The organism is Pseudomonas sp. SBT1-2 (genome assembly GCF_028640875.1).
Taxonomy (GTDB): Bacteria; Pseudomonadota; Gammaproteobacteria; order Pseudomonadales; family Pseudomonadaceae; genus Aquipseudomonas; species Aquipseudomonas chlororaphis_I.
The window spans coordinates 73986-99156 of the sequence record NZ_JAQZAA010000106.1 but is presented as its reverse complement, the minus strand read 5'-3'; the positions used below and the strand labels follow the sequence as shown (position 1 = coordinate 99156).

The 25171-nt window shown below is 64.8% G+C and carries 26 protein-coding genes; 13 read left to right on the top strand and 13 right to left on the bottom strand.

The window, feature by feature from the left end:
* Window positions 1-9: 9 nt before the first annotated feature.
* The gene (locus PVZ78_RS22470; RefSeq protein WP_009048832.1) at window positions 10-465 is read right to left on the bottom strand and encodes an SRPBCC family protein; all 456 of its coding nucleotides are present in this window, start codon (window positions 463-465) and stop codon (window positions 10-12) included.
* A 528-nt stretch (window positions 466-993) separates the two neighbouring features.
* Between PVZ78_RS22470 and PVZ78_RS22465 the strand changes: the two genes are divergently transcribed.
* Window positions 994-1524 carry a hypothetical protein gene (locus PVZ78_RS22465; protein WP_009048833.1) on the top strand — a complete coding sequence of 177 codons (531 nt, stop codon included), beginning with the start codon at window positions 994-996 and terminating at the stop codon, window positions 1522-1524.
* A 61-nt stretch (window positions 1525-1585) separates the two neighbouring features.
* Here PVZ78_RS22465 and PVZ78_RS22460 read toward each other — a convergent pair whose 3' ends face one another.
* A complete protein-coding gene (locus PVZ78_RS22460; protein WP_009048834.1) occupies window positions 1586-2581 on the bottom strand; it encodes an aldo/keto reductase in 996 nt (331 codons plus the stop codon).
* A 119-nt stretch (window positions 2582-2700) separates the two neighbouring features.
* On the opposite strand from PVZ78_RS22460, the gene PVZ78_RS22455 reads away from it, so the two are divergent.
* Window positions 2701-3618, top strand: coding sequence for a LysR family transcriptional regulator (locus tag PVZ78_RS22455; RefSeq protein WP_009048835.1), 918 nt, complete (start codon window positions 2701-2703; stop codon window positions 3616-3618).
* Between the two features lie 92 nt (window positions 3619-3710).
* Here the strand turns inward: PVZ78_RS22455 and PVZ78_RS22450 are convergent, their stop codons facing one another.
* Window positions 3711-3842 carry a hypothetical protein gene (locus PVZ78_RS22450; protein ID WP_009048836.1) on the bottom strand — a complete coding sequence of 44 codons (132 nt, stop codon included), beginning with the start codon at window positions 3840-3842 and terminating at the stop codon, window positions 3711-3713.
* A 197-nt stretch (window positions 3843-4039) separates the two neighbouring features.
* Here PVZ78_RS22450 and PVZ78_RS22445 point away from each other — a divergent pair, with 197 nt between their 5' ends.
* Window positions 4040-4228 (top strand): hypothetical protein, encoded by a 189-nt coding sequence (locus tag PVZ78_RS22445; RefSeq protein ID WP_007928588.1) that lies wholly within the window; start codon window positions 4040-4042, stop codon window positions 4226-4228.
* Window positions 4229-4247: 19 nt separating this feature from the next.
* On the opposite strand, the gene PVZ78_RS22440 is transcribed toward PVZ78_RS22445, so the two are convergent.
* Window positions 4248-4628 carry a hypothetical protein gene (locus PVZ78_RS22440; protein ID WP_009048837.1) on the bottom strand — a complete coding sequence of 127 codons (381 nt, stop codon included), beginning with the start codon at window positions 4626-4628 and terminating at the stop codon, window positions 4248-4250.
* A gap of 305 nt (window positions 4629-4933) precedes the next feature.
* Here PVZ78_RS22440 and pvdQ point away from each other — a divergent pair, with 305 nt between their 5' ends.
* Window positions 4934-7282 carry a bifunctional acylase PvdQ gene (gene pvdQ / locus PVZ78_RS22435; protein ID WP_273829285.1) on the top strand — a complete coding sequence of 783 codons (2349 nt, stop codon included), beginning with the start codon at window positions 4934-4936 and terminating at the stop codon, window positions 7280-7282.
* Between the two features lie 52 nt (window positions 7283-7334).
* Here pvdQ and PVZ78_RS22430 read toward each other — a convergent pair whose 3' ends face one another.
* A complete protein-coding gene (locus PVZ78_RS22430; protein WP_028682402.1) occupies window positions 7335-8333 on the bottom strand; it encodes a FecR family protein in 999 nt (332 codons plus the stop codon).
* Between the two features lie 380 nt (window positions 8334-8713).
* On the opposite strand from PVZ78_RS22430, the gene PVZ78_RS22425 reads away from it, so the two are divergent.
* Window positions 8714-9751, top strand: a complete 1038-nt coding sequence (locus PVZ78_RS22425) for an Ldh family oxidoreductase (RefSeq protein ID WP_016704760.1) — start codon at window positions 8714-8716, stop codon at window positions 9749-9751.
* Window positions 9752-9827: 76 nt separating this feature from the next.
* On the opposite strand, the gene PVZ78_RS22420 is transcribed toward PVZ78_RS22425, so the two are convergent.
* Entirely contained in the window at window positions 9828-10148 is a 321-nt protein-coding gene (locus PVZ78_RS22420) for a DUF883 family protein (protein WP_009048841.1), read from the bottom strand.
* A 155-nt stretch (window positions 10149-10303) separates the two neighbouring features.
* On the opposite strand from PVZ78_RS22420, the gene PVZ78_RS22415 reads away from it, so the two are divergent.
* Window positions 10304-10558 (top strand): hypothetical protein, encoded by a 255-nt coding sequence (locus tag PVZ78_RS22415; protein ID WP_007928582.1) that lies wholly within the window; start codon window positions 10304-10306, stop codon window positions 10556-10558.
* Here PVZ78_RS22415 and PVZ78_RS22410 read toward each other — a convergent pair.
* Window positions 10530-11465: a LysR family transcriptional regulator gene (locus tag PVZ78_RS22410; RefSeq protein ID WP_273829284.1), complete on the bottom strand. Its 936-nt coding sequence runs from the start codon at window positions 11463-11465 to the stop codon at window positions 10530-10532. The genes PVZ78_RS22415 and PVZ78_RS22410 overlap by 29 nt on opposite strands.
* 85 nt (window positions 11466-11550) lie before the next feature.
* Here PVZ78_RS22410 and PVZ78_RS22405 point away from each other — a divergent pair, with 85 nt between their 5' ends.
* Window positions 11551-12471: a carbon-nitrogen hydrolase family protein gene (locus PVZ78_RS22405; protein WP_273829283.1), complete on the top strand. Its 921-nt coding sequence runs from the start codon at window positions 11551-11553 to the stop codon at window positions 12469-12471.
* Here PVZ78_RS22405 and PVZ78_RS22400 read toward each other — a convergent pair.
* Together PVZ78_RS22400 and PVZ78_RS22395 are read right to left on the bottom strand one after the other, a co-directional pair.
* A complete protein-coding gene (locus tag PVZ78_RS22400) occupies window positions 12464-13009 on the bottom strand; it encodes a GNAT family N-acetyltransferase (protein WP_273829282.1) in 546 nt (181 codons plus the stop codon). The genes PVZ78_RS22405 and PVZ78_RS22400 overlap by 8 nt on opposite strands.
* A gap of 39 nt (window positions 13010-13048) precedes the next feature.
* The gene (locus tag PVZ78_RS22395) at window positions 13049-13945 is read right to left on the bottom strand and encodes a LysR family transcriptional regulator (RefSeq protein ID WP_038579263.1); all 897 of its coding nucleotides are present in this window, start codon (window positions 13943-13945) and stop codon (window positions 13049-13051) included.
* A 114-nt stretch (window positions 13946-14059) separates the two neighbouring features.
* Between PVZ78_RS22395 and PVZ78_RS22390 the strand changes: the two genes are divergently transcribed.
* Window positions 14060-15583, top strand: coding sequence for an MFS transporter (locus PVZ78_RS22390; protein WP_273829281.1), 1524 nt, complete (start codon window positions 14060-14062; stop codon window positions 15581-15583).
* Between the two features lie 6 nt (window positions 15584-15589).
* Here PVZ78_RS22390 and PVZ78_RS22385 read toward each other — a convergent pair whose 3' ends face one another.
* Window positions 15590-16843 carry a ferredoxin reductase family protein gene (locus PVZ78_RS22385; protein ID WP_273829280.1) on the bottom strand — a complete coding sequence of 418 codons (1254 nt, stop codon included), beginning with the start codon at window positions 16841-16843 and terminating at the stop codon, window positions 15590-15592.
* Between the two features lie 135 nt (window positions 16844-16978).
* Window positions 16979-17866 carry a LysR family transcriptional regulator gene (locus PVZ78_RS22380; protein ID WP_273829279.1) on the bottom strand — a complete coding sequence of 296 codons (888 nt, stop codon included), beginning with the start codon at window positions 17864-17866 and terminating at the stop codon, window positions 16979-16981.
* 235 nt (window positions 17867-18101) lie between these two features.
* On the opposite strand from PVZ78_RS22380, the gene glsB reads away from it, so the two are divergent.
* The gene (glsB, locus tag PVZ78_RS22375; protein WP_009048849.1) at window positions 18102-19010 is read left to right on the top strand and encodes a glutaminase B; all 909 of its coding nucleotides are present in this window, start codon (window positions 18102-18104) and stop codon (window positions 19008-19010) included.
* A 401-nt stretch (window positions 19011-19411) separates the two neighbouring features.
* Here glsB and PVZ78_RS22370 read toward each other — a convergent pair whose 3' ends face one another.
* Window positions 19412-19885, bottom strand: a complete 474-nt coding sequence (locus tag PVZ78_RS22370) for an LEA type 2 family protein (protein WP_009048850.1) — start codon at window positions 19883-19885, stop codon at window positions 19412-19414.
* A 219-nt stretch (window positions 19886-20104) separates the two neighbouring features.
* Entirely contained in the window at window positions 20105-21544 is a 1440-nt protein-coding gene (locus PVZ78_RS22365; protein ID WP_009048851.1) for a nucleobase:cation symporter-2 family protein, read from the bottom strand.
* A gap of 460 nt (window positions 21545-22004) precedes the next feature.
* Between PVZ78_RS22365 and PVZ78_RS22360 the strand changes: the two genes are divergently transcribed.
* The 4 genes from PVZ78_RS22360 to PVZ78_RS22345 all read left to right on the top strand — a co-directional run bounded on the left by PVZ78_RS22360 (window position 22005) and on the right by PVZ78_RS22345 (window position 25159).
* On the top strand, window positions 22005-22721 hold the full coding sequence (locus tag PVZ78_RS22360; protein WP_009048852.1) for a helix-turn-helix transcriptional regulator: 717 nt from the start codon (window positions 22005-22007) through the stop codon (window positions 22719-22721).
* 54 nt (window positions 22722-22775) lie between these two features.
* A complete protein-coding gene (locus PVZ78_RS22355; protein ID WP_009043734.1) occupies window positions 22776-23117 on the top strand; it encodes a nuclear transport factor 2 family protein in 342 nt (113 codons plus the stop codon).
* 291 nt (window positions 23118-23408) lie between these two features.
* Complete coding sequence (gene zapE, locus PVZ78_RS22350; protein WP_028682395.1) at window positions 23409-24521, top strand: cell division protein ZapE; 1113 nt, start codon at window positions 23409-23411, stop codon at window positions 24519-24521.
* Window positions 24522-24553: 32 nt separating this feature from the next.
* Window positions 24554-25159, top strand: coding sequence for a DinB family protein (locus tag PVZ78_RS22345; protein WP_009048854.1), 606 nt, complete (start codon window positions 24554-24556; stop codon window positions 25157-25159).
* The last annotated feature ends 12 nt before the right edge of the window (window positions 25160-25171 follow it).

Below are 25171 nucleotides of genomic sequence, written 5' to 3'. Positions count from 1 at the left end.
GTTGCCGGATCAGTGGGCGATCTTTTCCAGGTTGCGCTTGAGGTTGACCATGGCCAGTTGGGACAAGTGCTCGATACGCGGGCGCAGGCTGACCAGGTTGAGGTCGGAGCAGTAATGCAGGGTGCGCTTGAACAGGGTTCCATCCCCGTATTTGCACAACTGATAGTGGATCGAGCCGTCTGCTGGCGGAGAACTGAAGACGATCTTGAACTCCTTGGGAAATACCGCGACCAGTACCCGGCAACTCATGTGGATCTGCAGGCCGAGCAGATCGATGGTTTTGCTGAAGCGATGCCCCGCCGGCAACGAGCCAGCCAGGCCGGTGTCGGCGCGCAGGGAAGCGGGATGCCACTCGTGCCAGCGATCCGGCTGAGTCACGTAGTAGTAGACGGTATCGATCGGCGCGTCGATGTAGAGCTCATGGAAGATGAGCTCGTCCAAAAGGTGCTGCTGACGTTGTTCCATGATGCACCTCCTTGCAGTAGGAGCATCAAATATAGTTGCCCGCGCGCCTGCCATGGAGGCGCGCAAATCAGCCGTTCAGCGGATTTCGAGGTAGCTCGTCAAGAGGGCGATGCAAGGCTTTTCCCGTTGTAAAGGAAGGGCGTCATGCACAGTCGGGTCGTTGCGCAGCAATGTCGTGGAAGATCCCCGCAAGATGGCGTCATGAAGGCTCTTAAGAACACTTGGTCGCAACTAACCATTCGGTACATTAATACCCATAAGTTGTCGCTTAGTTGTCATGGGCTGGATTGTTAAACAATTGTTTCAGCTAGCAAAACCGTGGCTTCCAGGCATTTGTATCGGAAATGTACAAAAATTGTAAAAAGCCGAAATATTTATTGGAGAGGTGCTCTGGCGCGCCGATACTCACGGGCATCGTTTCCCTCAATCAGGCTTTTCAGACGCTTATTAGTTGAACTTGCGCAACCCTCTAGTTGGCTGTGCAAGTGGATATAAGGCTATGGAAAAACCCGTACACAGGAGTCTTTTATGACAATTGGATATGTCGGCGGCTGGACCAGCAAAGCCGGTCTGCTGGTGCAGGACACTGGCACCCGGGGCAAGCCGGTCAGCCAGAGCGTCAAGGTCAAGCAGATGCTGGCCCTGGTCGGCCAGAACCCGCTGGCGCTGAACGTGTTCAAGATGGACGAAATGAAGCTGCACAAGCAGATCAAGGGGTTCGATCCGGAGAACGTCAGCGCCAAGCAACTGGGCAACATGAGCACCTTCCTCAAGCAGAAGGGCCTGATCAGCGACGTGACGGCGATGACCCTGCTCAACGCCGGCGACAAGTTCGACCGCTTCGGCGTGCAGTCCGACCCGGATGCCAAGTTCAACGCCCTGGAGTACTTCGCGATCCAGCTGGACAACATCCAGACCAACAACCTCAAGGGCAACAAGTACGCCAGCTACCTGATCCCCGAGTACAAGAAAGCCATCTACGTGCTGCAGAACCTGCAAAGCTACGGCAAGGGCAACGGCACTACGGTGACCGACAAGAATCACTCCGCCAAGGCGTGAGGCGACCAACAAAGGCCCTCGACCGATCAACCGGTCGAGGGCCTTTGTTGTGGCCGGCCGTCTACCGGTCGAGCAGGGCCATCACCGCTTGCGGGTAACGCTCGCCGGCGGTGGCGTCGGGGCTGAAGATCCGCTCCAGGGCCAGCAGTTCATCGGCGCTGAGGTGGACCTGCAGCGCGGCGACGTTCTCTTCCAGGTACTTGCGTTGCTTGGTGCCCGGAATCGGGATCAGGTAATCACCCTGCGCCAGCACCCAAGCCAGGGCCAGTTGCCCGGTGGTGATGCCCTTGGCCACCGCGAGTTGCTTGACCTGTTCCACCAGCAGCAGGTTCTTGGTGAAGTTCTCGCCCTGGAAGCGTGGGCTGAAACGCCGGTAGTCGTCGGCGGCGAAATCTTCCGGGCTCTTCAGGGCGCCGGTGAGAAAGCCTCGCCCCAGTGGGCTGTATGGCACAAAGGCGATGCCCAGGCGTTGGCAGGCCGCAAGGCAGCCGTTGTCTTCCTGGTCGCGGCTCCACAACGAATATTCGCTTTGCAGGGCGCTGATCGGATGCACCTTGTGGGCCCGCTCCAGCGTTGCCGCCGAGGCTTCGCTGAGGCCCAGGTAGCGAACCTTGCCGGCCTGTACCAGCTCGGCCATGGCGCCGACGGTTTCCTCGATGGCCACGTCCGGGTCGATGCGGTGCTGGTAATACAGGTCCAGGGTTTCCACGCCCAGGCGCTGCAGGGTGCCGTCGATCGCCTGGCGGATGTAGTCGGGGCGGCCGTTCACTCCGCGCGCCGCCGGGTCGCCGGGGTCGCGGACAATGCCGAATTTGCTGGCCAGGAACACCTGGTCGCGTTTGCCGCGGATCGCCTGGCCGATCAGGATTTCGTTGCTGTGGGGCCCGTACATGTCGGCGGTGTCCAGCAGGTTGATCCCCAGCTCCAGGGCGCGATGCAAGGTGGCGGTGGCCTCCCTGGTATCGGTGCCGGTGGTGTAGAAGTCGGTCATGCCCATGCAGCCAAGGCCGATGGCGGACACCTGCGGGCCGTTCTTTCCCAGTTGACGGGTTTGCATAGGAGAAGCTCCGTTGGATGATGTGGCGGCCATTGTTCTCCTCGACAAAAACAAGATAAACCGGCTAAAAGCGCTATCACTATTCGTTATTTCTAAATAATCCGTGACAGGCCAAGCCAATGGACCGTTTTAACGCCATGCGTGTGTTCACCCGTATCGTCGACCTCGGCGGTTTCGCCAAGGCCGCCGACAGCCTGCAGATGCCCCGGGCTTCGGTGACGGTGTTGATCAAGCAGCTGGAGGCGCATCTGGGCGTGCAACTGCTGTTGCGCACCACCCGCCAGGTCACGCCGACCCTGGACGGCGCCGCCTATTACCAGCGTTGCGTGCGGCTGCTGGCCGACCTCGAGGAAACCGAAGCGGTGTTTTCCGTGGCGCGGCACAACCCGCGCGGCACCTTGCGCATCGACATGCCGGCGGGGATCGGGCGGCTGGTGGTGATCCCGGCGCTGCCGGCGTTCTCCGAGCGTTATCCGTTGATCGACCTGGAAATCGGCCTCAACGACCGGCCGGTGGACCTGATCCGCGAAGGGGTGGACTGTGTGTTGCGCGGTGGCCTGTGCCTCGACGATTCACTGGTGGCCCGGCCGTTGCTGGCGCTGGAGCAGGTGACGTGCGCCAGTCCCGCTTACCTGCGCCAGCGCGGTGTGCCGCAGAGCCTGGACGACCTGGCCGGGCATCAGATGATCGAATACTTCTCCAGCGTCAGCGGCAAGCGTTATGGCCTGGAGTTCGAGGTGCAGGGCCAGGTGCTGTTGCCGGAGCTGCCCAAGCAGGTGTCGGTCAACAGCGCCGATGGTTACCTGGCCGCCTGCGAGGCGGGCTACGGGCTGGTGCAGACACCTTATTACCATGTCGCCCAGCAGTTGGCCGAAGGTCGGCTGATCGAGGTGCTCCGGCACATCCCGCCACCCAGGATGCCGTTGAGCGCGCTGTACCCGCCGCACCGGCACCTGTCGACGCGGGTCAGGGTGTTCGTCGACTGGCTGGTGGAACTGTTCGCCCAGCCGGGGATTCACAACACCCGGCTGGCGTAGCTCGACAGTAAAGACAGACGCCCGCGGCGAGGCGGGCGTCGGGCAATTTCGTGGTGGGGTTACAAGGGGGAAATACTGGCGGGCTGGGTGACTTAGCGAGGGTAGTGGTAGCCGGGGCCGCCGTCGTAATGGCGGTGATGCCAGCCGTCGTGAGGGAAGATGATGCAGCCGGACAGGGTCAGCATCGCCAGCAGGGGAATCAGCCAGGTGATTCGACGGAACATCGTGCAGTCCTCAAAGGGCTCTTGGGGTTTTAACCGCCGCGATGCAGCGAAAACTTTTCGGCGGCTGTAACATGAGACCCCGTTTGCCCGCGCCCATCCCCGATTCTCGGTAGGCGTTTGGCATCTGTTTCGATACAGAATCGATACATTTACAGGCGGCATTTTCAGGCCGCACCTTACAGGTTCAGGAACCCGCAATGACCCAGAAGCAACGCTTGATCTATTCGATTGTGATTTCCCTGGTGGTACTGGGAATCATGCTTGGCCTTTCTTACCTGCAGAACGCCGGGATGATCACCGAGAAAATGTTCCAGTACATCGCCATTGGCGTGGCGGTGACCGTGGTCGTGATCAATGGCGTGATGCGGCGCAAGGTCAAGCCTTGAGAGACACCCCCCGACGGCCTCAGTCGCGGCCGTCGAGTATGGCTTCAGCCTGTTGATGCAGGCTGAAGCTCTTGTCTGCATTGAGGGTGATCACGCCTTCGCTGCACAGCCGCTTCAACACCTCGCGCACGCTGAGGAACGACAGCGGGATATCCAGCTCCAGCAAATGACTGTGAATGCCACGCACCCCCAGGGCGCGCTGGTTTTCGGCTGCCTGCAGCAAGGCATCGATGACTTTCAGGCGAATCAGGCTGGTGCGCAGGCCGAAGCTCTTGAGCAGGTGCCTGATGCGTTCGTTGCGGTTGCGCTCGGCTTGCTTGCCGAAGACACCGGCGCCGGCGTTCAGGGAGGACGCGGGTTGTGCGGTGTGGCCATCCGTTGGCAGTTGCGGGTCGTACATGCAAAAACTCCTTTTCAGAGCCTGATCAGGAAAATGACGGGTGCTCTCATATAACTAGACGAATGAGCCGCGCAAATCATGAGGAATCAGATGTAGAAAATTTGTCAGGCCTTTGTCGTCGCCAGGTCGGCGGGCGATCCGCGCCTGGCGCCGAGCCGCTAAATTTTCCGTGGCGGTTTCGTCTGTAAGGGCAGGCGGGCCTTGGCTGATGCCGGGCGACGCCGTCCTTTCCAGGCTGGAATCCGTGTCCTTGTGCCGCATCTCGCGCCAGCTCGGGTTCTGCGTTTTTTCGATCAGGAGTCGGCGTGATTATTTCCAGGCAGTTGCCCAGGTTTTGCCTTGCGGGTTTGTTTCTCGGGTTGAGCCTGGGGGCTCAGGGACGCGAGGTACAGGGCGGCGAGGCGAGTGCCGATATTCGCCGTACCGGTTTTGGTGTCCCGCATATTCGCGCCGCCGACGAACGTGGACTGGGTTATGGCATCGGCTATGCCTACGCCCAGGACAACCTGTGCCTGCTGGCCAACGAAGTGCTGACGGTCAATGGCGAGCGCTCGAAGTACTTCGGCCCGCAGCAACAGACCGTCGAGCAACGGGAAAACCTCACCAGCGACCTGTTCTTCAATTGGCTGAACACGCCCCAGGCGGTGTTCGGCTTCTGGCAGGCGCAGACGCCGCAGGTGCGGCAACTGATCGAAGGGTATGTCGCCGGCTATAACCGCTCCCTGGCCGAGCGTCGGGCCCAGGGCCTGCCCGAGCAGTGCCAGGGTGACTGGTTACGGCCGTTGACCGCCCTGGACCTGGTCAAGCTGACCCGTCGGCTGTTGGTGGAGGGCGGCGTCGGCCAGTTCGCCGAAGCCCTGGTGGGCGCGACACCGCCATCCGCCACAGCGCAGCTGAAGCAATCGGCCCAGGTCTTCGCCCAGGCGGATGCCCGCGGCCAGCGTTTCGCCCTGGACCGCGGCAGCAACGCGGTGGCCGTGGGGCGCGAGCGCTCGTTCAATGGCCGCGGCATGCTGCTGGCCAACCCGCATTTCCCGTGGGTGGGCGGCATGCGCTTCTACCAGATGCACCTGACCATTCCTGGCAAGCTGGATGTCATGGGCGCCGCCTTGCCCGGCCTGCCGATGATCAACATCGGCTTCAGCCAGCACCTGGCCTGGACCCACACGGTGGACACCTCCAAGCACTTCACCCTGTACCGCCTGCAGCTGGACCCCAAGGATCCGACCCGCTACCTGCTCGACGGCCAGTCCCTGCCGCTGGACAAACAGACGCTCAGCGTCAAGGTGAAGGGTGAGGACGGCCAGCTCACCACTGTCAGCCATAGCGTCTACAGCTCGCAATTCGGCCCGCTGGTGCAGTGGCCCGGCAAGCTGGACTGGGACAACCGCTTCGCCTACAGCCTGCGCGACGCCAACCTGGAAAACGACCGGGTGTTGCAACAGTGGTACGCGATGAACCAGGCCCACAGCCTCAAGGAGCTGCAAGCGTCCGTGCATCAGCTGCAGGGTATTCCCTGGGTCAATACCCTGGCGGTGGATGATCAGGGCCAGGCCCTGTACATGAACCAGTCGGTGGTGCCCAACGTCAGCGCGGAAAAACTCGCGCGTTGCAGCGACCCGCGGATCGGCACCCAGCTGATTATTCTCGACGGTTCCCGCGCGGCCTGCGCCTGGGACATCGACCCGGCTGCCGCGCAAAAGGGCATCTACCCGGCCAGCCAGCTGCCGCAACTGCTGCGCAGCGATTACGTGCAGAACTCCAACGACTCGGCATGGATGGTCAACCCGGCCGCGCCGTTGCAAGGTTTCTCGCCGCTGATCAGCCAGCAGGACCTGCCGCTGGGGCAGCGCGCGCGTTTTGCCCTGAATCGCCTGATCGGCACGGGCCAGGCCGCGCCGCTGAGCGCCGCCGACCTCAAGCACATGGTGATGGACGACCTGGTGTACCAGGCCGGGCAGGTGATGCCGGACCTGTTGCAGTTCTGTGCCGCCGACCTGGGCAGCGATGCCCGGGCCCTGGCGCCGCTGTGCGCCAGCCTCAAGGCCTGGGACCGCAGCGCCAACCTGCAAAGCGGATTGGGCCTGGTGCATTTCCAGAACGTCATGGAACAGCTGGAGGCGGTCGACGACCGTTGGCGCGTGGCCTTCGATGCCCGGGACCCGCAGCACACGCCGCGTGGCCTGGCGATCGACCGGCCGCAGGTGGCCAAGGCGCTGCGCGAGGCGATGCTGGCTTCGGTGCAACAGGTGGCCGAGTCGGGCCTGAAGGCCGACAGCCGTTGGGGCGATATCCAGGTGGTCAGCAGCGGCGGCCAACAGACGCCGATTCATGGCGGCCCGGCCAGCCTGGGCGTGTACAACGCGATCCAGAGCGTCCCCGCGGCCGACGGCAAGCGTGAGGTGGTCAGCGGCACCAGCTACCTGCAAGTGGTGACCTTCGATGACCAGGGCCCGCATGCCCAGGGCCTGCTGGCGTTCTCGCTGTCCAGCGACCCGGCGTCGCCGTACTCGCGGGACCAGACCGAGGCGTTCTCGAAGAAGCAGTGGCGTGTGTTGCCGTTCACCGAGCAGCAGATCCAGGCGGACCCGCAGTACCGCTTGCAGGTGATTCACGAAGTGGACGATCGGTTGCGCAAGCTCGCGACCCAGTAAGCGCGTTCAACCGGGCATCAAGCGCAGGCCGCACCCGCGAGGGTAGCGGCCTTCAGCTTTTTGGCGTGGTGCCTGGCAGCGAATTGATGACCGGATTGCCGTCCTGGTTGCGGGTCAGGTACACCGGCAACACCTTGGGCAGCGTGGTCACCAGGCTCTTGACCGCGCTGACGTCGTAGATGCCGCCGACCCGAATGTTGCCTGTGGCGCTGTCGGCCAGCATCACCGGCCTGCTGAGGTAGCGGTTGATCAGCGGCAGGGCCTCGCCGAGGGCCAGGTTGTCCAGCACCAGCTTGCCCTGGCGCCAGGCCAGCGAGCTGTCGTTGGCATCGGTCTGGCTGATCTGCGGCTGGTGATCGCCCTGGCGATAACGCGCCTGCATGCCCGGATCGAGACGGAAGCCGCCATCGGGGTGGCTGTTGTCGCTGTTCACCAGCACCGAACCCTCGAGCAGGGTGACCCGTACCTGATCCTCGTACATCCAGACGTTGAACTGGGTGCCAGTGACCCGGACCTCACCGCTGGCGGCCTTGACCACGAACGGGTGGCTGCTGTCATGGCTGACCTTGAAGAAGGCTTCGCCTTTTTTCAGGGTGACCCGGCGCTGATCCTTGTAGTTGCTGTAGGTCAGCTCGGTGCCCAGGTTGAGTTCGACCTGGCTGCCATCGGCCAGGGTCACCTGGCGCATGCTGCCGTCGGCCTGGAAATGTTCGTAGGAGGAGGGCAGCCAGCCCAGGCTCCAGCCGCTGTAGGCGGCCAGGGGCAGGGCCAGGGCGCTGATCGCCGCGGCCATGCCATAGGCGCGCCAGGGTTTGCGTGGCGCCAGGGGCAGGACGGTGGTGGCTGGCGGACGTGGCAGATGGTCGGCGACTTCCCAGATTTCCCGCATCGCTTCGTATTCGAAGGCATGCAGCGGGTGGGCGTCGCGCCATTGCTCGAAGGCCTGGCGTTCGGCGGCCGTACAGTCCGCGGCATGCAGACGCATGCACCACTGCGCGGCGGCATCGGTGATGGCGTCGTATTCGGCTTCTGTAAGGTGCTGTTCGCTCATTGGCTCTTCCTGGTTTCGCGCATTCTACCCTTCGCAGCCAGCCTTGTAGAACCGCCGTCATGGCTGATGCCTATCAAAAGTGGCACTTATTTTTGCCTCGAAGCCCCTGCAACACCGGGCTTTGGCCAGCAGTATCCACAGTTGGAGTGAAAAAATGATCAAAAACACACGGTCGGCTGTCATCGCTACTGCCACCTTTGTTTGCCATCCTCGGCTGACAGCCTGTTCGCGGCTACTCTGTCAGTTCCTGGCATCGCCTGTGCGAGGTCATGGCCTGGTTGACAGGGCGCGCGCAAAGCGTTGTTTAATCGTCGGGCGCACTCACCCACGTGCATCTTCATACGCTGTAGCCCATTCCAATAATTAATCCGGAGCTCCAGATGTCTGTATCACCCCCGGCTGTTGAAACACCGCAGGAACACCTGTCGCTCGAGGCACTGGTGACGCTGCTGGAAACGATCTTCCTGCGCCATGGCACCAGCGCCGAAGTGGCGCGTTGCCTGGCGCAGAACTGTGCCGCTGCCGAACGCGACGGCGCCCACAGTCATGGCGTGTTCCGTATTCCCGGTTACGTATCGACCCTCAATAGCGGCTGGGTCAATGGCAAGGCCGTGCCGGTGGTCGAAGACGTGGCCCCGGCCTTTGTCCGGGTCGATGCGGGTAACGGTTTCGCCCAACCGGCGCTGGCGGCGGCGCGGGCGCTGCTGGTGGAGAAAGCGCGCCACGCCGGGATCGCCATTCTGGCCATCCGCAACTCCCATCATTTCGCCGCGCTGTGGCCGGACGTCGAGCCATTCGCCGAGGAAGGGCTGGTCGCCCTGAGCGTGGTCAACAGCATGACCTGCGTGGTGCCCCACGGCGCCGATCGGCCGTTGTTCGGCACCAACCCGATCGCCTTTGCCGCGCCCCAGGCCGCTGGCGATCCGATCGTCTTCGACCTGGCCACCAGCGCCATCGCCCATGGCGACGTACAGATCGCCGCGCGCAAGGGCGAACGCCTGCCGCCGGGCATGGGCGTGGACGGCCTCGGCCAGCCCACCGACGACCCGAAAGCCATCCTCGAAGGCGGCGCGCTGCTGCCGTTCGGCGGGCACAAGGGTTCGGCGCTGTCGATGATGGTCGAGTTGCTGGCGGCGGCGCTGACCGGTGGCCATTTCTCGTTCGAGTTCGACTGGTCCAACCATCCCGGCGCGAAGACGCCCTGGACTGGCCAGTTGTTGATTGTCATCGATCCGAGCAAGGGCGCCGGGCAGAATTTCGCCGAGCGCAGCCAGGAGCTGATCCGGCAGATGCACGGCGTAGGGCTCAAGCGCCTGCCGGGGGATCGCCGCCATCGCCAGCGGGAAAAGTCCCTGCGCGAGGGGATTGCCCTGGACGCTGCGGAGCTCAAGCAACTGCGGGAGTTGGCCGGGTTTTAAAACGCGGTTTCAAAACGCAAGGACCAGGCGAGCATGACGCTGGCCTGGTCCTTTTCTCATCGGGCGGCGAGGCTTGTTACGAACGACGCCCCAGCAACAGGCCCACCACCAGGCCGACGCCGGCGGAGATGGCCACGGTCTGCCACGGGTGGCCGCCGATGTACTGCTCGGTGGCTTCCACCACCGGCTTGCTGCGCTCGCGCACGCTGGACACCGAGTCCAGCGCCTGCTTGAGTTTCAACCCGACCTGCTGGCGCAGGTTTTCGCCTTCCTCACCGACCAGCGATGCGCTGCTTTTCAGAAGCTTTTCCGATTCCTCGATCAACGCCTGGAGCTCGCTGAATTCCTGGTCCTTGATTTGTTCGTCAGCCGCTTGCGCAGCAGTTTTACGAGCCATTGAGTTACTCCTTGCGGGTCAGTGATGCGATGAACAATGGAGTCGTGGGGCTGGCGAAAAGTTGCAGATATTTTCTCCACCCGCGCCATGCCGGCAGGAAAACCCCAGCCGTCACAGTGTAAGATGTCGGCTATTTTACGCAGCAGGAAATTCCCATGAGCTTCAATCTGGCCAACAAGACTCTCGCCGAGCGTGCAGAGATCGAAGATGAAAAGTCCCGTCTGTTCGAGCTGTGGCAGAGCAACCTGGGCAAGGCCAAGGGCGAAGCCGCACGGTTGTTCGGCGAGCGCGGCAAGCGCAAGGGCAAATGGGCCGAATGGGTGCGTGCCGAGCTCGACGGCATGTCGCCGCCCGAATACGCCAACATGGTGCGCAGTGAAGTCAATCGCCTGATGGCGGCGAACAAGTAAGCTCGAAGCTGGCGACGATCGCCTCGCGCACTTTCGGCACCACCGGATCGATCTGCGCGCTGGTGCGCCAGCCCAGCTCGATCGGGTAGCGCGGCAGGTCCAGCGGGCAGGGCAGCAGCGCCAGCCCGGTCAGTTCGGCGATGCTTCGCGCGGCGTGGGCCGGAATGGTCGCCACCGCCTGGCTGCCCTTGAGCAGATGGGGCAGCGCGGCAAAATGCGTGGTCGAGGCGCAGACCTGGCGACTCAGTCCCAGGGCCGCCAGACCCTCGTCGGTAATCCCGATAAACCCTTGCGACGACACCAGCACATGCTCGCGGGCGACGAACTCGTCGAGGTCGATGGCCTGCTGTCCGGGCCTCAGGCTCGCCGGGTCCGCCAGGCACAGATAACCACCTTCCCCCAATACCTGGCGGCTGAGCATGCGTTCGGCGAAACCGCCGGCGCTGATGGCCAGGTCGATGCTGCGCTGCAACAGCGCTTCGCCGACGATCTGGCTGTGGCTCTGGCGAAAGATCAGCCGCAGCTTCGGCGCCCGCCGGGCGACTTCCTCGATCAGGCGCCGGCCGTAGGCGATCTCGAAATCGTCCGACAGCCCGATCGCCACCGAGCGGCCCTGATAATGGCTGGCATGGGGATCGACCATGGCCAGGCTCTGCCGGCATTTGTTCAGGGCCTCGCTGACCACCGGCTTGAGCTGGTTGGCCCGCAGGGTCGGCGCCAGGCCACGCCCGGTGCGCACGAACAACTGATCGCCGTACAGCTCGCGCAGGCGTCGCAGCGCCGCGCTCATGGCCGACTGGGTGACGCCCAGGCGCAGGGCGGCGCGGCTGGCGCTGGATTCGTCATGCAGGGCTTCGAAGGCCTTGAGCAGGTTGAGATCGACCTGGGCGATATTCATCTGGTTCATATCATTCAGTATCAGAAGGGGCTTTCTGCATGATCGGCGAGCGCCGGACAATGGGCAACACTTCATCGCCACAGGAGTTTTCCCGATGTCCAAGTCCGTTGTCGCCGCGTTGCAGATCGGCTCCCTGCCTGGGGGCAAGGCCGATACCCTGGAGCAGATCCTGTCCTATGAAGCCGCCATCATCGAGGCCGGTGCGCAGCTGGTGGTGATGCCCGAAGCCTTGCTCGGCGGCTACCCCAAGGGCGAAGGCTTCGGCACCCAGCTCGGCTATCGCCTGCCGGAGGGCCGCGACGCCTTCGCCCGTTATTTCGCCAACGCCGTCGAGGTGCCGGGCGCGGAGACCGAGGCCCTGGCCGGCCTGGCGGCGCGCACCGGGGCCAACCTGGTGCTGGGGGTGATCGAGCGCGCCGGCAGCACTCTGTATTGCACGGCGCTGTATTTCGACCCGCAGCACGGCCTGGTGGGCAAGCACCGCAAGCTGATGCCGACCGGCACCGAGCGCCTGATTTGGGGCAAGGGCGACGGTTCGACCCTGCCGGTGCTGGACACCCAGGTCGGCCGGGTCGGCGCGGTGATCTGCTGGGAAAACATGATGCCATTGCTGCGCACCGCGATGTACGCCAAGGGCGTGGACGTCTGGTGCGCGCCAACCGTGGACGAGCGCGAGATGTGGCAGGTCAGCATGCGCCACATCGCCCATGAAGGCCGCTGCTTCGTGGTCAGCGCCTGCCAGGTACAGGCGTCACCCCAGGAACTGGGGCTGGAGATCGCCAACTGGCCGGCCGAGCGCCCGCTGATTGCCGGCGGCAGTGTGATTGTCGGGCCCATGGGTGAGGTGCTGGCCGGGCCGCTGGTGGGCCGTGCCGGCCTGCTGACGGCGCAGATCGACACTGACGAGCTGGTGCGGGCGCGCTACGACTACGACGTGGTCGGCCACTATGCGCGCCCGGATGTGTTCGAGCTGACGGTGGACGAACGGGCCAAGGCCGGCGTGCGTTTCATCTGAGGCGACGCCATTGCTCGCGGGTGATTTCCCAGATATCACGGGGCAATCGCCCGCAGACAAAGTCGTCTTCGTCACTGCGGATCAGGCGCATGCCCGCGCGTTCGGAAATCCGTCGCGAGGCCAGGTTCGGCGTGGCCTTGGGCACCCGCATCAGCTCGCGCCCCAACACTTCGAACCAGTACTCGGTGACCGCCGCGCTGGCCTCGCTCATGTAGCCCTGGCCCTGCCACGCCGGAGCCAGCCAGAAGCCGCGGTTGTTGTCGGTCTGGTCCATCAGGCTGACATTGCCGATCAGTTGCTCCGGCGCGCTGTTCAGGCGGATCGACCAGTGCCATTCCTCACCGCGCTCCATGGCCGGCAGCGCCAGGTCGCGCAGATACGTCAGGGCGCCATCGTCGGGATAGGGCCAGGGCACCCGCGCATTGAGATAACGCACCACTTCCCAGTGCGCAAACTGCTGCTGGATGGCATCCGCGTCAGCCAGCTCCAGCGGGCGCAGGATCAGGCGTTCGGTGTAGAGGGTGGGGATCGGCTTCATGTTCGCAGCACATTCCTTGTGTGGATCCGGTGTGGTTTTTCAGCGTCCGCCCAACACCAGGCGTTCGCTGAGAAAGTCGACGAACACTCGCAGTTTCGGCAGCAGATGTCGACTGCCGGGCCAGAGCACCGAGAACTTGCCGCTGTCGATCTGATAGTCGTCCAGCACCGACACCAGCGAGCCGTCGGCCAGCGCCGGGCGCACCACGAAATCCGGCACGAAGGCGAGGCCCAGGCCCTGGGTGGCGGCGAAGATCAGTGACTCCAGGTTGTTGCTGGTCAGGGCGCTGCGCAGCACCAGCGGCGGCGCGTCGTTGGGCAGGCGCAGTTTCCACTCCTGTAGCTGCGGGGTGCCGGGAAACTTGTAGCGCAGGCAGGCATGCCGCTCCAGGTCCCGGGGGCACTCGGGCACACCATGGCGGGCGAAGTAGTGCGGGGCGCTGACCAGCACGAAGCGGAACGGCCCCAGTGTGCGGGACTTGAGCTGGGAGTCCGCCAGCTCGCCACTGCGGATCACCGCGTCGACGCCTTCGGCGATCACGTCGATCAGCCGGTCATTGAAATCCAGGTCCAGCTCGATGTCCGGGTAGCGTTCGGCGAACTCCGGCAGGATCGGCAGCAGCATGCGATAGCCGATCGCGGGCAGGCTGACCCGCAGCTTGCCGCGGGGCTTGTCGCTGATGCGCGCGAGCTCGGCCTCGGCGTCCTCCACCTCGCCGACGATGCGCTGGCAACGTTCGAAGAACAGCGTGCCTTCGTCGGTCAGGCTGATGCGCCGGGTACTGCGATTGAGCAGGCGCACGCCGAGCCGTTCTTCCAGGCGGGCCAGGCTTTTGCCCACCGCCGAGGCGGAGAGGCCCAGGCGTTCCGCCGCGCCGACAAAACTGCCGGCCTCTACCGTGCGCACAAAGGCCAGCATGCCACTGAGGTTGTCCATGGGGATCTCGATTGGAGCGTTTATGTCCGTAAAGAACGGACTTGAGCCCTGTTTGTGGGTGATTGCGGCGAATCTACCATTGATCGCACTTTAACGTTTCCCCCTGAGGTGCCGATGAATTCGCCAACCGATGTGCCTGCCGCGTTCGCTGACGCTGTCGCGGGCGGTTCTTCCTACGCGGTGCTGGCCGCGGTATGCCTGGCGGCGCTGATCCTGCCGCTGACCTTCGTCGGCGTGGCGGTGGCGACCCCGGCCATTGGCCGCGAGTTGGGCGGTGGCCCCCTGGCCCTGAGCTGGATCACCAATGCCTTCATGCTGAGTTTCGGCAGCGTACTGATGGCCGCTGGCACCCTGGCCGACGAGTACGGGCGCAAGCGCGTGTTCAGCCTCGGTGTCGGCCTGTTCGCCCTGACGTCGCTGGCCCTGGCCTTCGCGCCTTCGGTGCTCTGGCTCGACCTGTTGCGGGCCGTGCAGGGGCTGGCCGGCGCGGCGGCGCTGGCGGGCGGTTCGGCGGCCCTGGCCCAGGAGTTCGAGGGCCCGGCGCGGACCCGCGCCTTCAGCCTGCTGGGCACCACCTTCGGCGTCGGCCTGGCATTCGGGCCGATCCTCGCCGGGGTGCTGATCGAGGCCTACGGCTGGCGCTCGATCTTCGTCTCCGGGACCTTGATCGGCGGCCTGTCGCTGCTGTTCGGCGTGCCGCGCATGCAGGAGTCCCGCGACCCGGACGCGGCGGGTGTCGACTGGCCCGGCACCTTGAGTTTCACCGCGGCGCTGGTGGCGCTGACCTGGGGCATCTTGCAGGCGCCGCAAAGCGGTTGGGGCAGCCCGGTGGTCTGGGGCCTGCTGCTGGTGGTTCTGCTGGCGTTGTTGCTGTTCATCGTGGTGGAGCTGCGGGTCAAGCGGCCGATGCTCGACCTGTCGCTGTTTCGTTACCCGCGCTTTATCGGCGTGCAGCTGCTGCCGATCGCCACCTGCTATTGCTTCGTGGTGTTGCTGATCCTGCTGCCGATCCGCTTTATCGGCGTGGAAGGCTACAGCGAGATCGATGCCGGCTTGATGATGATCGCCTTGTCCGCACCTATGGTGGTGGTGCCGTTGCTGGCGGCGTGGCTGACCCGCTGGTTCAGCGCCGGGACTCTATCCAGCGTCGGCCTGGTGATTGCCGCGCTCGGGCTCTATCTGCTCAGCCGGATCGCCCCGGGGCAGGCGCCGGCGGCCAATGTCTTGCCCATGCTGCTGATCGGCCTCGGTGCCGGTTTGCCCTGGGGCTTGATGGACGGGCTGTCGGTCAGTGTGGTGCCCAAGGAACGGGCGGGGATGGCCACCGGCATCTTCAGCACCACCCGGGTGGCGGGCGAAGGCATTGCCCTGGCCCTGGTGGTGGCCCTGCTGGCCGGCTTGCTGCAACTGTCCATGGCTGCGGCACTGCCAGAACATCCGCAACTGCCGCTGGCCGCCCAGCAGCTGGCCAGCGGCAACCTGCAGGCCAGCGCAGCGTTGGTGCCCGAGCTGGGCCGGGAGCTGTTGCTCGGGCTGTACGCCAAGGCCTTCACCTGGCTGCTGTATGCGCTGATCGCCATCACCCTGGTCGCGGCGCTGGTGGTGCGGCTGATGCTGCATGAGCCGCGCCGGGCTTGAGGGTGTTCAGCGGAACTCGAAGAACTCGTAGTGCAGGTTGCGCTCGGGGATCGCGTGTTCGCGCATCAACGCCTTGACCCGCGCGAGCAAGCCCTTGGGCCCGCAGAAACTGATCTGGATCTGTTGCGGATCGGTTTCGCTGGCCAGCCGTTTCAGGGTTTCGCCCAGGCGGTCGGCGCCGTCAGTGTGGCCGATGAAATCCACCCCGCGTTCCTCGGCCAGGCCCTGCAAGGTTTCGATGCTGGGGAAGGCCCGTGACGGGTTGCAGCAGTAGACCAGGGTCGCCCGGTCGAAGCGCCCGGCGGCGGCATCCTGCAGCCAGGAGATAAAGGGCGAGATACCCACGCCACCGCCGATCCAGATCTCCCGGCCGGCATCGAGCCGGCGCTTGAAGCGGCCATAGGGCGCGTAGAGGTCGGCGAGCATGCCGACCTTGACCTGCTGGCGCAGCTTCTGGGTGTAGTCGCCCAGGGCGCGGATCACGAACTCGATGCGCCCGTCGCTGGCGTGGGCGCTGGCGATGGTGAAGGGGTGCGGTTCACGCAGGCCTTTTTCGCGCATGGCGAGAAAGGCGAACTGCCCGGCCTTGAAGGCGAAGCCGCGGTGCAGCGGGGTCAGCTCCAGGTGCAGGGAGTTTTTCTCCAGGGTCACCGCGCTGACCTGGTATTCGCCGGCCTTGGCCAGCAACGGATAGAGCAGCAGCTTGTACAGGGCGCCAAGCAGGCCCAGGCCGCAGAGTGCGGTGAGCCAGATGCCCGAGGGGTTGTCCAGGGCGATCGGCGACTTGAAGCTCAGCCAGTGCAGGATGACGATCGCGAACAGCGGCCCGGACAGCTTGTGCCACCAGCGCCACTGGCCGTAGGGAATGTTGCGGTTCAGCGCCAGCAGCACGATCAGGCCGAGGGCGACGTAGCTCAGCTGCCGCACCATGCGCGTCCAGTACTTGGACAGCTCGATGATCGGCACGCTTTGCCAGAGATCCAGGTTGGCCTTGAACACCAGGTGATAGCTGGCGAAGACCAGCGCCCAGATGCCCAGCCACTTGTGGCTTTCATAGACCCGGTCGAGGCCGCCGAACAGCCGCTCGACCCAGCGCCAGCGGCTGGCCAGCAGGCAGGACAGGGCCATATAGGCCAGCGCCGTGGCGCCGAGGACCAGGCTCAGGGTGGCGGAGGTCAGCCAGCTATCGCTGGGGATTTCCAGCAGCACGGTGAGGGTGGTGATCAGCAGGACGCCGACCACCGAGTACCAGGTTTTCAAGGGGGACACCTCCAGAAAGATGGCGCCAGTGTCGGCGCACAGGATGGGCTGCGGGCGGGTGAGGGCGCAGCCGGGGTGAGGGGGGTAGTTTACTGGCAGAGCGGCAGCCCTGGGCTGATCTGCATCAGCGCTCGCTCAGTGCGGGTCGGGCAAGGGGTTCTCCACCAGCCAGTCCTGGGCGAAATCCAGGTAGGCGCGGACGATGTTCGAGGGCGGGCGCTGGTTCGGGTAAAGCAGGTGCAGCTGTTGTTCGGGCATCGGCAGGCGGGGCAGCAGGGCGTGCAGGCGACCGTCGCGCAGCGCTTCGGCGGCGAGAAAAGCCGGCAGCTCGGTGACCACCTTGGCGGTCAGCGCCAGCTGGCGCAGGTGCAGGTAATCATTGGCGGCGAACAGCGGGTCGGGGCTGTAGGACTGGTCGCCCAGTTGCCACTGTTCCCGGGCATCGGCATGGCGCGACCAGACGGCGCAGGGAAAACCGCGAAGGTCGGCAGGGGTTTGCGGGGTGCCGAGGCGCTCCAGTAGCAGCGGGCTGGCGACCAGCATATGCCGGTAGCTGCCGAGCAGGCGCGCCGGGCGATCCTCGTCGAACAGCGGCCCGACGCGCAGGGCGACGTCGACCCCATCCTGCGCCAGGTCGCTTTCCCGCTCACTGGTGTAGACCGCGACCTGGACCTCGGGATGGCGCCGCTGGAACTCGGCCAGCAGTTTCCACCAGCTCTCGAACGCCGCCGGCACCGACACGCTCAGGCGGCCCTGCAAGTGAATTCGATCATTTCTGACAGCCTGTTCGCCCTCGGCCAGGGCCTCGATACCGCGGCTGGCGTGTTCGTAGAGCTGGCTGCCGGCGGCGGTCAGCCGGGTGCCGCGGGCGGAGCGTTCCAGCAGTTGCACGTTGAGGCTGCGTTCCAGTTCACGGATGCCCCGGCGGATGGTGGCCAGCGGTAGTTGCAGCAGGTTGGCGGCGGACGAAATGCTGCCGCATTGGACCACGCTGACAAACATCCTGGCGGCGTTGAGATCCATGAGCGCTCCCTGTCGAATGTAGGGGAAAGCCTATCAGCTGCGGCTCTGCCCGATCAAAAATGCGCGGTCCGCGGGCGATTTTTATCGCCGGTTTTTCGCCCGCGCGGGGAGCTGTACGAGGGCCGTGTGAGGGCCGTATGAGGGATAACCACGACAACTGTGTTCTCGACCCGGCGGCGTGCGTCTAGCAGCGGTAGCTTCGCGGCGGTGCGAGGCACGAAGTGCGAGTCTGAACATGCAAGCGTTGTTGAACGAGATCCTCGACGAGGTCCGTCCCCTGATTGGCCAGGGCAAAGTGGCCAGCTACATTCCGGCGCTGGCCGACGTGCCGGCCAACCAGCTGGGGATTGCCGTGTATGGCAACGATGGCCAGGTGTTCAGCGCCGGCGACGCCGATACGCCGTTCTCGGTGCAGAGCATTTCCAAGGTGTTCAGTCTGGTGCAGGCCATCGGCCATTCCGGCGAGGCGATTTGGCAGCGCCTGGGGCATGAGCCTTCCGGACAGCCTTTCAACTCGCTGGTGCAGCTGGAGTTCGAGCGTGGCCGTCCGCGCAACCCGTTCATCAACGCCGGGGCGCTGGTGATCTGCGATATCAACCAGTCGCGTTTCGCCGCGCCGGCGCTGTCCATGCGCGATTTTGTGCGGCGTCTGTCCGGCAACATGCAGGTGCTGGTGGACGGCCGCGTCGCCGATTCGGAATACCAGCACCGCGCGCGCAATGCGGCGATGGCCTACCTGATGCAGTCCTTCGGCAACTTCCACAACGATGTCGAGTCGGTGCTGCGCAGCTACTTCAGCCACTGCGCGCTGCGCATGAGCTGCGTCGACCTGGCGCGGGCCTTCTGCTTCCTGGCCAACGACGGTTTCTGCAAGCACAGCGGCGAGCAGATCCTCACGGCGCGCCAGACCCAGCAGGTCAACTCGATCATGGCCACCAGCGGCCTGTATGACGAAGCCGGCAATTTCGCCTACCGCGTCGGCCTGCCGGGCAAGAGCGGCGTGGGTGGCGGCATCGTCGCGGTGGTGCCGGGGCAGTTCACGGTGTGCGTGTGGTCACCGGAATTGAACGCGGCGGGCAATTCCCTGGTGGGCATGGCGGCGCTGGAATTGCTGAGCCAGCGCATCGGCTGGTCGGTGTTCTAAGGGCGGCGGGAGCATTGCGGCCGGTTGCGGGTGCTGCGCACCCGGTCGCAGGCTGCGCCAGCGGCTACAGGAATGCGGTGCTTGTGTAGCCGCTGCCGAGCCTGCGAGGCTGCGCTCGGTTTGGGCGGCATTCCGACGCAGCAACCGCAAAGCCTGAGTCCGCGGTCTGTCTGGATAAACGCGTTGGCAGGCTTGGCGACGGCTGCGCCGCCGATCGCAGGCTGCGCCAGCGGCTACAGGAACGCGGTGCTTGTGTAGCCGCTGCCGAGCTTGCGAGGCTGCGCTCGGTTTGGGCGGCATTCCGACGTAGCAACCGCAAAGCCTGAGTCCGTGGTCTGTCTGGATAAACCCGTTGGCAGGCTTGGCGACGGCTGCGCCAGCGGCTACAGGGAAGCGTGCGATTACCAGGTGAAGTTGGCGGTTTTCGGCAGGCTCAGCTGGCCTTTCTCGACGAAACGCATAGTGCCGAACGGGCCGCCGGCGAGCTTGCCGCGCAGCACGTAGGGCAGGTCGTCGAGGCTTTGCGTCTGGCTCAGGCCCAGGGTCTGGCGCAGCACGGCGAAGGCCGAGACGCTGACCGGCACCACCAGCACACCCTCGGAGAAACGCCCGATGCTGCCGCTCTGGTCGCTGACCCCGGAGGCCAGCGGCCGGCCGTTGACCTCCAGGTCCAGGGCCACGCCGTTGTAGTTGATCGCGGTTTCGTTGGGGTTCTGCAGGCGCAGCTTGACGGCGAAGCGCACTTCCAGGTCCTGGCTGGGCAGGGGTTCGATGCCGACCACATTGATATTCAGCGGATCGTGCTGGGGAAACAGGGCGCAGGCGCTCAGGCTGAGCAACAGCAAGGAAAGGGTGAGGCCGAGGAATCTGCGCATTGGAAGCTCTCTGCAAAGAAAGAAGGCAGTGTTGAATCTATCGCGCCCGGGTCTGCACCACAAACCGAAGGTTGCTTGAGGGGCGCCATCTTCTGTAGGAGCCAGGCTTGCCGGCGATGAGGCCGGTAGGGCTGGTAGTGAGCTTGAGGCCTGCCGTCTGGTGGTGTCGCCACCGACGCCATCGCGAGCAAGCTTCGCTCCTACAGAAACACATTGCGCTTACGCGTTGGCTTTGGCGCTTACATCCGGGTCCTGCATGACCTTGAGGGTCGCCGCTTCCGGGTCGAACTCGTCTTCTTCCAGCTCGATGAACTCTTCCGGCAGGAAGATGTTCAGCAGGATCGCGCACATCGCGCCCACGGTGATCGGCGATTCGAAGATGTTGTGCAGCGCCTTGGGCAGTTCGCGCAGGACTTCCGGCACCGCCGCCACGCCCAGGCCCATGCCCAGGGAAATCGCCACGATCAGCACGTTGCGTCGATGCAGCCCGGCTTCGGCGAGGATCTTGATCCCGGCCACGGCCACGGTGCCGAACATAATCAGGGTCGCGCCGCCCAGCACCGGCTTGGGCATCAGTTGCAGCACCGCGCCGATCACCGGGAACAGCCCCAGCAGCACCAGCAGGCCGGCAATGAAATACGCCACGTAGCGGCTGGCCACGCCGGTCAGCTGGATCACCCCGTTGTTCTGGGCGAAGGTGACCATCGGCAGGCTGTTGAACACCGCCGCCACCATCGAGTTGAAACCGTCGGCCAGCAGCCCGGACTTGATGCGCTTGATGTACAGCGGGCCCTTGACCGGCTGTTGGGAAATCATCGAGTTGGCGGTCAGGTCGCCGGCCGCTTCCAGGGGCGAGATCAGGAAAATCACCGCCAGCGGAATGAAAGCGATCAGGTCGAAGGAGAAACCGTACTTGAACGGCACCGGCACGCTGACCATCGGTACTTCCGGCATCGTCGCCAGGTCGACCCGGCCCAGCAGCCAGGCGACCACGAAGCCCAGGGTCAGGCCGATGACGATCGAGCCCAGGCGCAGCATCGGATGACTGAAGCGGTTGAGTACCACAATGGTCAGCAGCACCAGGGCGGCCAGGCCGAGGTTGCTGGCGGCGCCCAGGTCCGGCGCGCCGAAGCCGCCGGCCATGTCGGTGACCGCCACCTTGATCAGCGACAGGCCCATCAGGGTAATGATGGTGCCGGTGACCACCGGAGTGATCAGCTTGCGCAGCTTGCCGATGAACTGGCTGAGGAACATCTCGATAAAGGCCGCGCAGAAGCAGATGCCGAAGATGGTCGAGAGGATTTCCTCGTTGCTGCCGCCGCGGCCCTTGACCATCAGGCCGGCGCTGAGCAGCACGCTGATAAAGGAGAAACTGGTGCCCTGCACGCACAGCAGCCCGGAGCCGATCGGCCCCAGGCGCCGGGCCTGGACGAAGGTGCCCAGGCCCGAGACGAACAGCGCCATGCTGATCAGGTAGGGCGTTTCGTTCTGCAGGCCCAGCACGCCGCCGAAGATCAGGGTCGGCGAGATGATGCCGACAAAGCTCGCCAGCACATGTTGCAGCGCGGCGAAGATCGCCGCGCTGAAATGCGGGCGGTCCTCCAGGCCATAGATCAGGTCGGACTTGTAGCGCGGCGTGGAGCGATCAGGTGCGGTCATGGGAAAAGCCTGCCAATGACGTGTCGATAGGGCATGAAACACGTGGAGAAAAGGGGCGCGACGCGGGCTGTCGGAGGACGTAAGGCAAAATCTGCGGACCCGGTCAGAAAAATGGAGGCGCAGGATGCCAGAAAGGCGTCGGGGCCAGAAGGGTTGATTTAACGCCGCGCCACAACGCACTACAGGCCGCGCGTTCCTCCTGATCCACCGCGGACTCAGGTTTTGCGGCAACTGCGTTGCCGATCGCAGCCTCGCGGGCTCGGCAGCGGCTACAAAGGCACCGCGTCCGTAGCCGCTGCCGAGCGTCAGCGAGGCTGCGATCGAGCTGGGCGGCATTCCGACAAAGCGCTCGCCAAACCAGACACCGCGTTTCTCCAGCGAGGTCAGAGTTCGCTACTGACAGATCCTGACAGGGGGCTCTGTTAAGCTGCGCCGATCCTTCCCTGCCGAGCCTGATGACGTGTCGCGCACCACTCGTTTGTTGACCCTGTTGCAAGTGCTGCGCGGCAAGCGCTGCCCGGTGACCGCCGCGGCGCTGGCGGCCGAGCTGGAGGTGTCCGAGCGCACCCTGTACCGCGACATCGCCGAGCTGACGGCCCTGGGCGCGCCGATCCATGGCGAGGCGGGGATCGGCTATGTGCTGCGCAGCGGCCTGTTCCTGCCACCGCTGATGCTCAACGCCGACGAGACCGAAGCCATCGTCCTCGGCCTGCGTTATGTCGACCAGCGTGGCGACGAGGTGCTGGGCAAGGCCGCCGCCGATGCCCTGGCGAAGATCGCCGCGGTGCTGGCCCCGGCGGCCCAGGAAGCCTTGCACAACCCGACGGTGCTGCCCGGCCCGCCGGCTTATTGCTACCCGGAAAACGTGGTGCCGCTGAACGTGTTTCGCCAGGCGATCCGCGAGCAGGCCAAGCTGCACATCGATTACGCCGATGTGAACAAGACCCCCAGCCAGCGCCTGATCTGGCCGCTGGCCCTGGGCTTTATGAACGAGGCGCGGGTGATAGTCGCCTGGTGTGAGCTGCGCGATGATTTCCGCACCTTTCGCACCGACCGGATCGCCGCCGCGAGCGAGCAGGGCCAGCGATATCCGGGGCGCCGCAGCGACCTGTTGCGCACCTGGCGCCAGCGCATGCAACTGGACGATGCCGGGCGTTTCACTCCTGACAAGAACTGACGCGACGGCGTTTTAGCATGGCTCCCGCAACGATAAACAAGGAGCCGCAGTACCATGTCCAGCACAGCCACTTCTCTCGCACCGGCCATCGCCGCCTACCTTGCAGCCACCAATGGTCGTGACAGTTCGGCGGTCGCCAGTTTCTTCGCCGAAGACGCCCAGGTGTTCGATGAGGGCCAGCATCAGGCCGGCACCCGCGCCATCGCCCAATGGATGGAGGACACTGCCCGCCGTTACCAGCCACGGCTCGAGGTGCTCAAGGTCCAGCAGCGCACCGGCAAGGTGCTGGTGGACAACCTGATTTCCGGCAGCTTCCCCGGCAGCCCGCTGGAGTTGCGCTACGTGTTCCGCCTCGACGAGCAGGGCAAGATCGCCCGGCTGGATATCTCGCTGTAGCCGTCGCGCCCGCGCTCGCTGTAGCCGCTGGCGAAGCCTGCGATCGGCAAAGCAGTTGCCGCAAAACCTGGGCACGCGGTGTATCAGGTAGAACGCGCGGCCCGGATTGCGGCCACTGCGTTGCCGATCGCAGCCTCGCGCTGCTCGGCAGCGGCTACACAGGCGCCGTGTTCCTTGTAGCCGCTGCGGAGCGACAGCGAGGCTGCGATCGACCTGGGCGGCATCCCGACGCAGCGGTCGCCAGGCGAGGCATGGCATACTGCGCGGCCCATTTGCGGATGCGTGGACCCCATGCCTTTCGATTCTCCCCTCAGCGCCTATCAGTACGCCCTCCAGGAGCGCGGTTTTGTCGCCGACGAAGCCCAGGAGCGGGCGATGCTGGCCCTGCAGCAGTGCCATGTCGCCCTGCATGAAGGGCGCAAATCGATCACCGGGGTCTATCTGTGGGGCCCCGTGGGCCGGGGCAAGACCTGGCTGATGGACCAGTTCTATCAAAGCCTTGAGGTGCCGGCGCGACGTCAGCACTTCCACCATTTCATGGGCTGGGTCCACCAGCGCTCATTCCAGCTGACCGGCACCGCCGACCCGCTGCAAGCCCTGGCCCGCGAGCTGAGCGAAGAGGTGCGGGTGCTGTGTTTCGACGAACTGTTCGTCAACGACATCGGCGACGCGATCATTCTCGGGCGCCTGTTCCAGGTGATGTTCGAACAGGGCGTGGTGATGGTCTGCACCTCCAACCAGCCGCCGCAACAGCTGTATGCCGACGGTTTCAACCGCGAGCGGTTCCTGCCGGCAATCGCGGCGATCGAGGCGCATCTGCAGGTGGTGGCGGTGGACGGCGCCCAGGACCATCGCCTGCACCCGGGGGCGCTGACCCAGCGTTATTGGCTGACCCCGGCCGGCCAACCGAGTGCCCTGGGCCCGGTGTTCGAACAGCTGGCGGCGGGGCAGGCGGCGTCCAGTGCGGTACTGCCGGTGGGCTACCGCGAGGTCCAGGTGATCAAGGCCAGCGAGCGGGTGCTCTGGTGTCGTTTCGCCGACCTGTGCGAGCAGCCGTTCGCCGCCATGGACTTCATGGCCCTGTGCGACCGTTTCAGCGCGATCCTGCTCAGCGAAGTGCCCGAGCTCAGCGCGCAACAGCGCCCGGGACGGATTGCCCGGGGCACCGAGGACGGCGCCGAGCGAGTGGTGGCCGGCGATCGCGAGCTGCCGCAGTTGTCGGTGCACGATGACAGCGTGCGGCGGTTCATTGCCCTGGTGGACGAGTGCTACGACCGCAAGGTGCCGCTGTACCTCGAAGCGCGGGTGCCGATGGAGGCCTTGTACACCGAGGGCTACCTGGAGTTTCCATTCCGCCGTACCCTCAGTCGTCTGAAGGAGATGCAGCTGCAGCGTTTCGGCTGAACACGCCTGATCATCACACGGGAGACCTGACCGTGAACCAGCCCCTGTCCCATCATCTGCTGACCATGGCTTACCAGAACGCCTGGGCCAATCACCGCCTGGGCAAGGCCTGGGAAATACTCACCCCGAGCGAGCTGGCGGCGCCGCGGGTGAGCTTCTTTCCCAGCCTGAAAGCCACCCTCAACCACATCCTCACCTGCGACTGGTTCTACGTCGACGCGCTGGAGCGGGAGCTGCGCGGCGAGGCGCCACGGGCCGACTGCTATGTGTTTTTCGAGATTGAGGAGCCTTTCGACCAGGCCGCCGACCTGCGGCGCGAACAGGCGCTGGTGGACCGCCGGCTGATCGCCTATTGCGAGCAGCAACGGGATGTGGACCTTGCGCGGATCGTCACCATCGCCCGGGAAAAGCCGCAGCGCGATACCCGGCTGCGCATGCTTTCGCACCTGTTCGAGCACCAGTTGCATCACCGTGGCCAGGTGCATGCCATGCTCAGCGGCACCCGGGTGGCGCCGCCGCAGCTGGACGAGTTTTTCTGTGCGGGCGAGGCGGCCCTGCGCGCCGAGGATTTTGCCGAGCTGGGCTGGAGCGAAGCGCAGATCTGGGGCGCGGAGGCGGTCGAGGACAAAGAACGGTAGCGCTTGACGCGC

Bases quoted from the DNA above. Each gene is read 5' to 3' on its own strand.
- PVZ78_RS22470 (WP_009048832.1), bottom strand. From the start codon at position 465: ATGGAACAACGTCAGCAGCACCTTTTGGACGAGCTCATCTTCCATGAG.
- PVZ78_RS22465 (WP_009048833.1), top strand. From the start codon at position 994: ATGACAATTGGATATGTCGGCGGCTGGACCAGCAAAGCCGGTCTGCTG.
- PVZ78_RS22460 (WP_009048834.1), bottom strand. From the start codon at position 2,581: ATGCAAACCCGTCAACTGGGAAAGAACGGCCCGCAGGTGTCCGCCATC.
- PVZ78_RS22455 (WP_009048835.1), top strand. From the start codon at position 2,701: ATGGACCGTTTTAACGCCATGCGTGTGTTCACCCGTATCGTCGACCTC.
- PVZ78_RS22450 (WP_009048836.1), bottom strand. From the start codon at position 3,842: ATGTTCCGTCGAATCACCTGGCTGATTCCCCTGCTGGCGATGCTGACC.
- PVZ78_RS22445 (WP_007928588.1), top strand. From the start codon at position 4,040: ATGACCCAGAAGCAACGCTTGATCTATTCGATTGTGATTTCCCTGGTG.
- PVZ78_RS22440 (WP_009048837.1), bottom strand. From the start codon at position 4,628: ATGTACGACCCGCAACTGCCAACGGATGGCCACACCGCACAACCCGCG.
- PVZ78_RS22430 (WP_028682402.1), bottom strand. From the start codon at position 8,333: ATGAGCGAACAGCACCTTACAGAAGCCGAATACGACGCCATCACCGAT.
- PVZ78_RS22425 (WP_016704760.1), top strand. From the start codon at position 8,714: ATGTCTGTATCACCCCCGGCTGTTGAAACACCGCAGGAACACCTGTCG.
- PVZ78_RS22420 (WP_009048841.1), bottom strand. From the start codon at position 10,148: ATGGCTCGTAAAACTGCTGCGCAAGCGGCTGACGAACAAATCAAGGAC.
- PVZ78_RS22415 (WP_007928582.1), top strand. From the start codon at position 10,304: ATGAGCTTCAATCTGGCCAACAAGACTCTCGCCGAGCGTGCAGAGATC.
- PVZ78_RS22410 (WP_273829284.1), bottom strand. From the start codon at position 11,465: ATGAACCAGATGAATATCGCCCAGGTCGATCTCAACCTGCTCAAGGCC.
- PVZ78_RS22405 (WP_273829283.1), top strand. From the start codon at position 11,551: ATGTCCAAGTCCGTTGTCGCCGCGTTGCAGATCGGCTCCCTGCCTGGG.
- PVZ78_RS22400 (WP_273829282.1), bottom strand. From the start codon at position 13,009: ATGAAGCCGATCCCCACCCTCTACACCGAACGCCTGATCCTGCGCCCG.
- PVZ78_RS22395 (WP_038579263.1), bottom strand. From the start codon at position 13,945: ATGGACAACCTCAGTGGCATGCTGGCCTTTGTGCGCACGGTAGAGGCC.
- PVZ78_RS22390 (WP_273829281.1), top strand. From the start codon at position 14,060: ATGAATTCGCCAACCGATGTGCCTGCCGCGTTCGCTGACGCTGTCGCG.
- PVZ78_RS22380 (WP_273829279.1), bottom strand. From the start codon at position 17,866: ATGGATCTCAACGCCGCCAGGATGTTTGTCAGCGTGGTCCAATGCGGC.
- glsB (WP_009048849.1), top strand. From the start codon at position 18,102: ATGCAAGCGTTGTTGAACGAGATCCTCGACGAGGTCCGTCCCCTGATT.
- PVZ78_RS22370 (WP_009048850.1), bottom strand. From the start codon at position 19,885: ATGCGCAGATTCCTCGGCCTCACCCTTTCCTTGCTGTTGCTCAGCCTG.
- PVZ78_RS22365 (WP_009048851.1), bottom strand. From the start codon at position 21,544: ATGACCGCACCTGATCGCTCCACGCCGCGCTACAAGTCCGACCTGATC.
- PVZ78_RS22355 (WP_009043734.1), top strand. From the start codon at position 22,776: ATGTCCAGCACAGCCACTTCTCTCGCACCGGCCATCGCCGCCTACCTT.
- zapE (WP_028682395.1), top strand. From the start codon at position 23,409: ATGCCTTTCGATTCTCCCCTCAGCGCCTATCAGTACGCCCTCCAGGAG.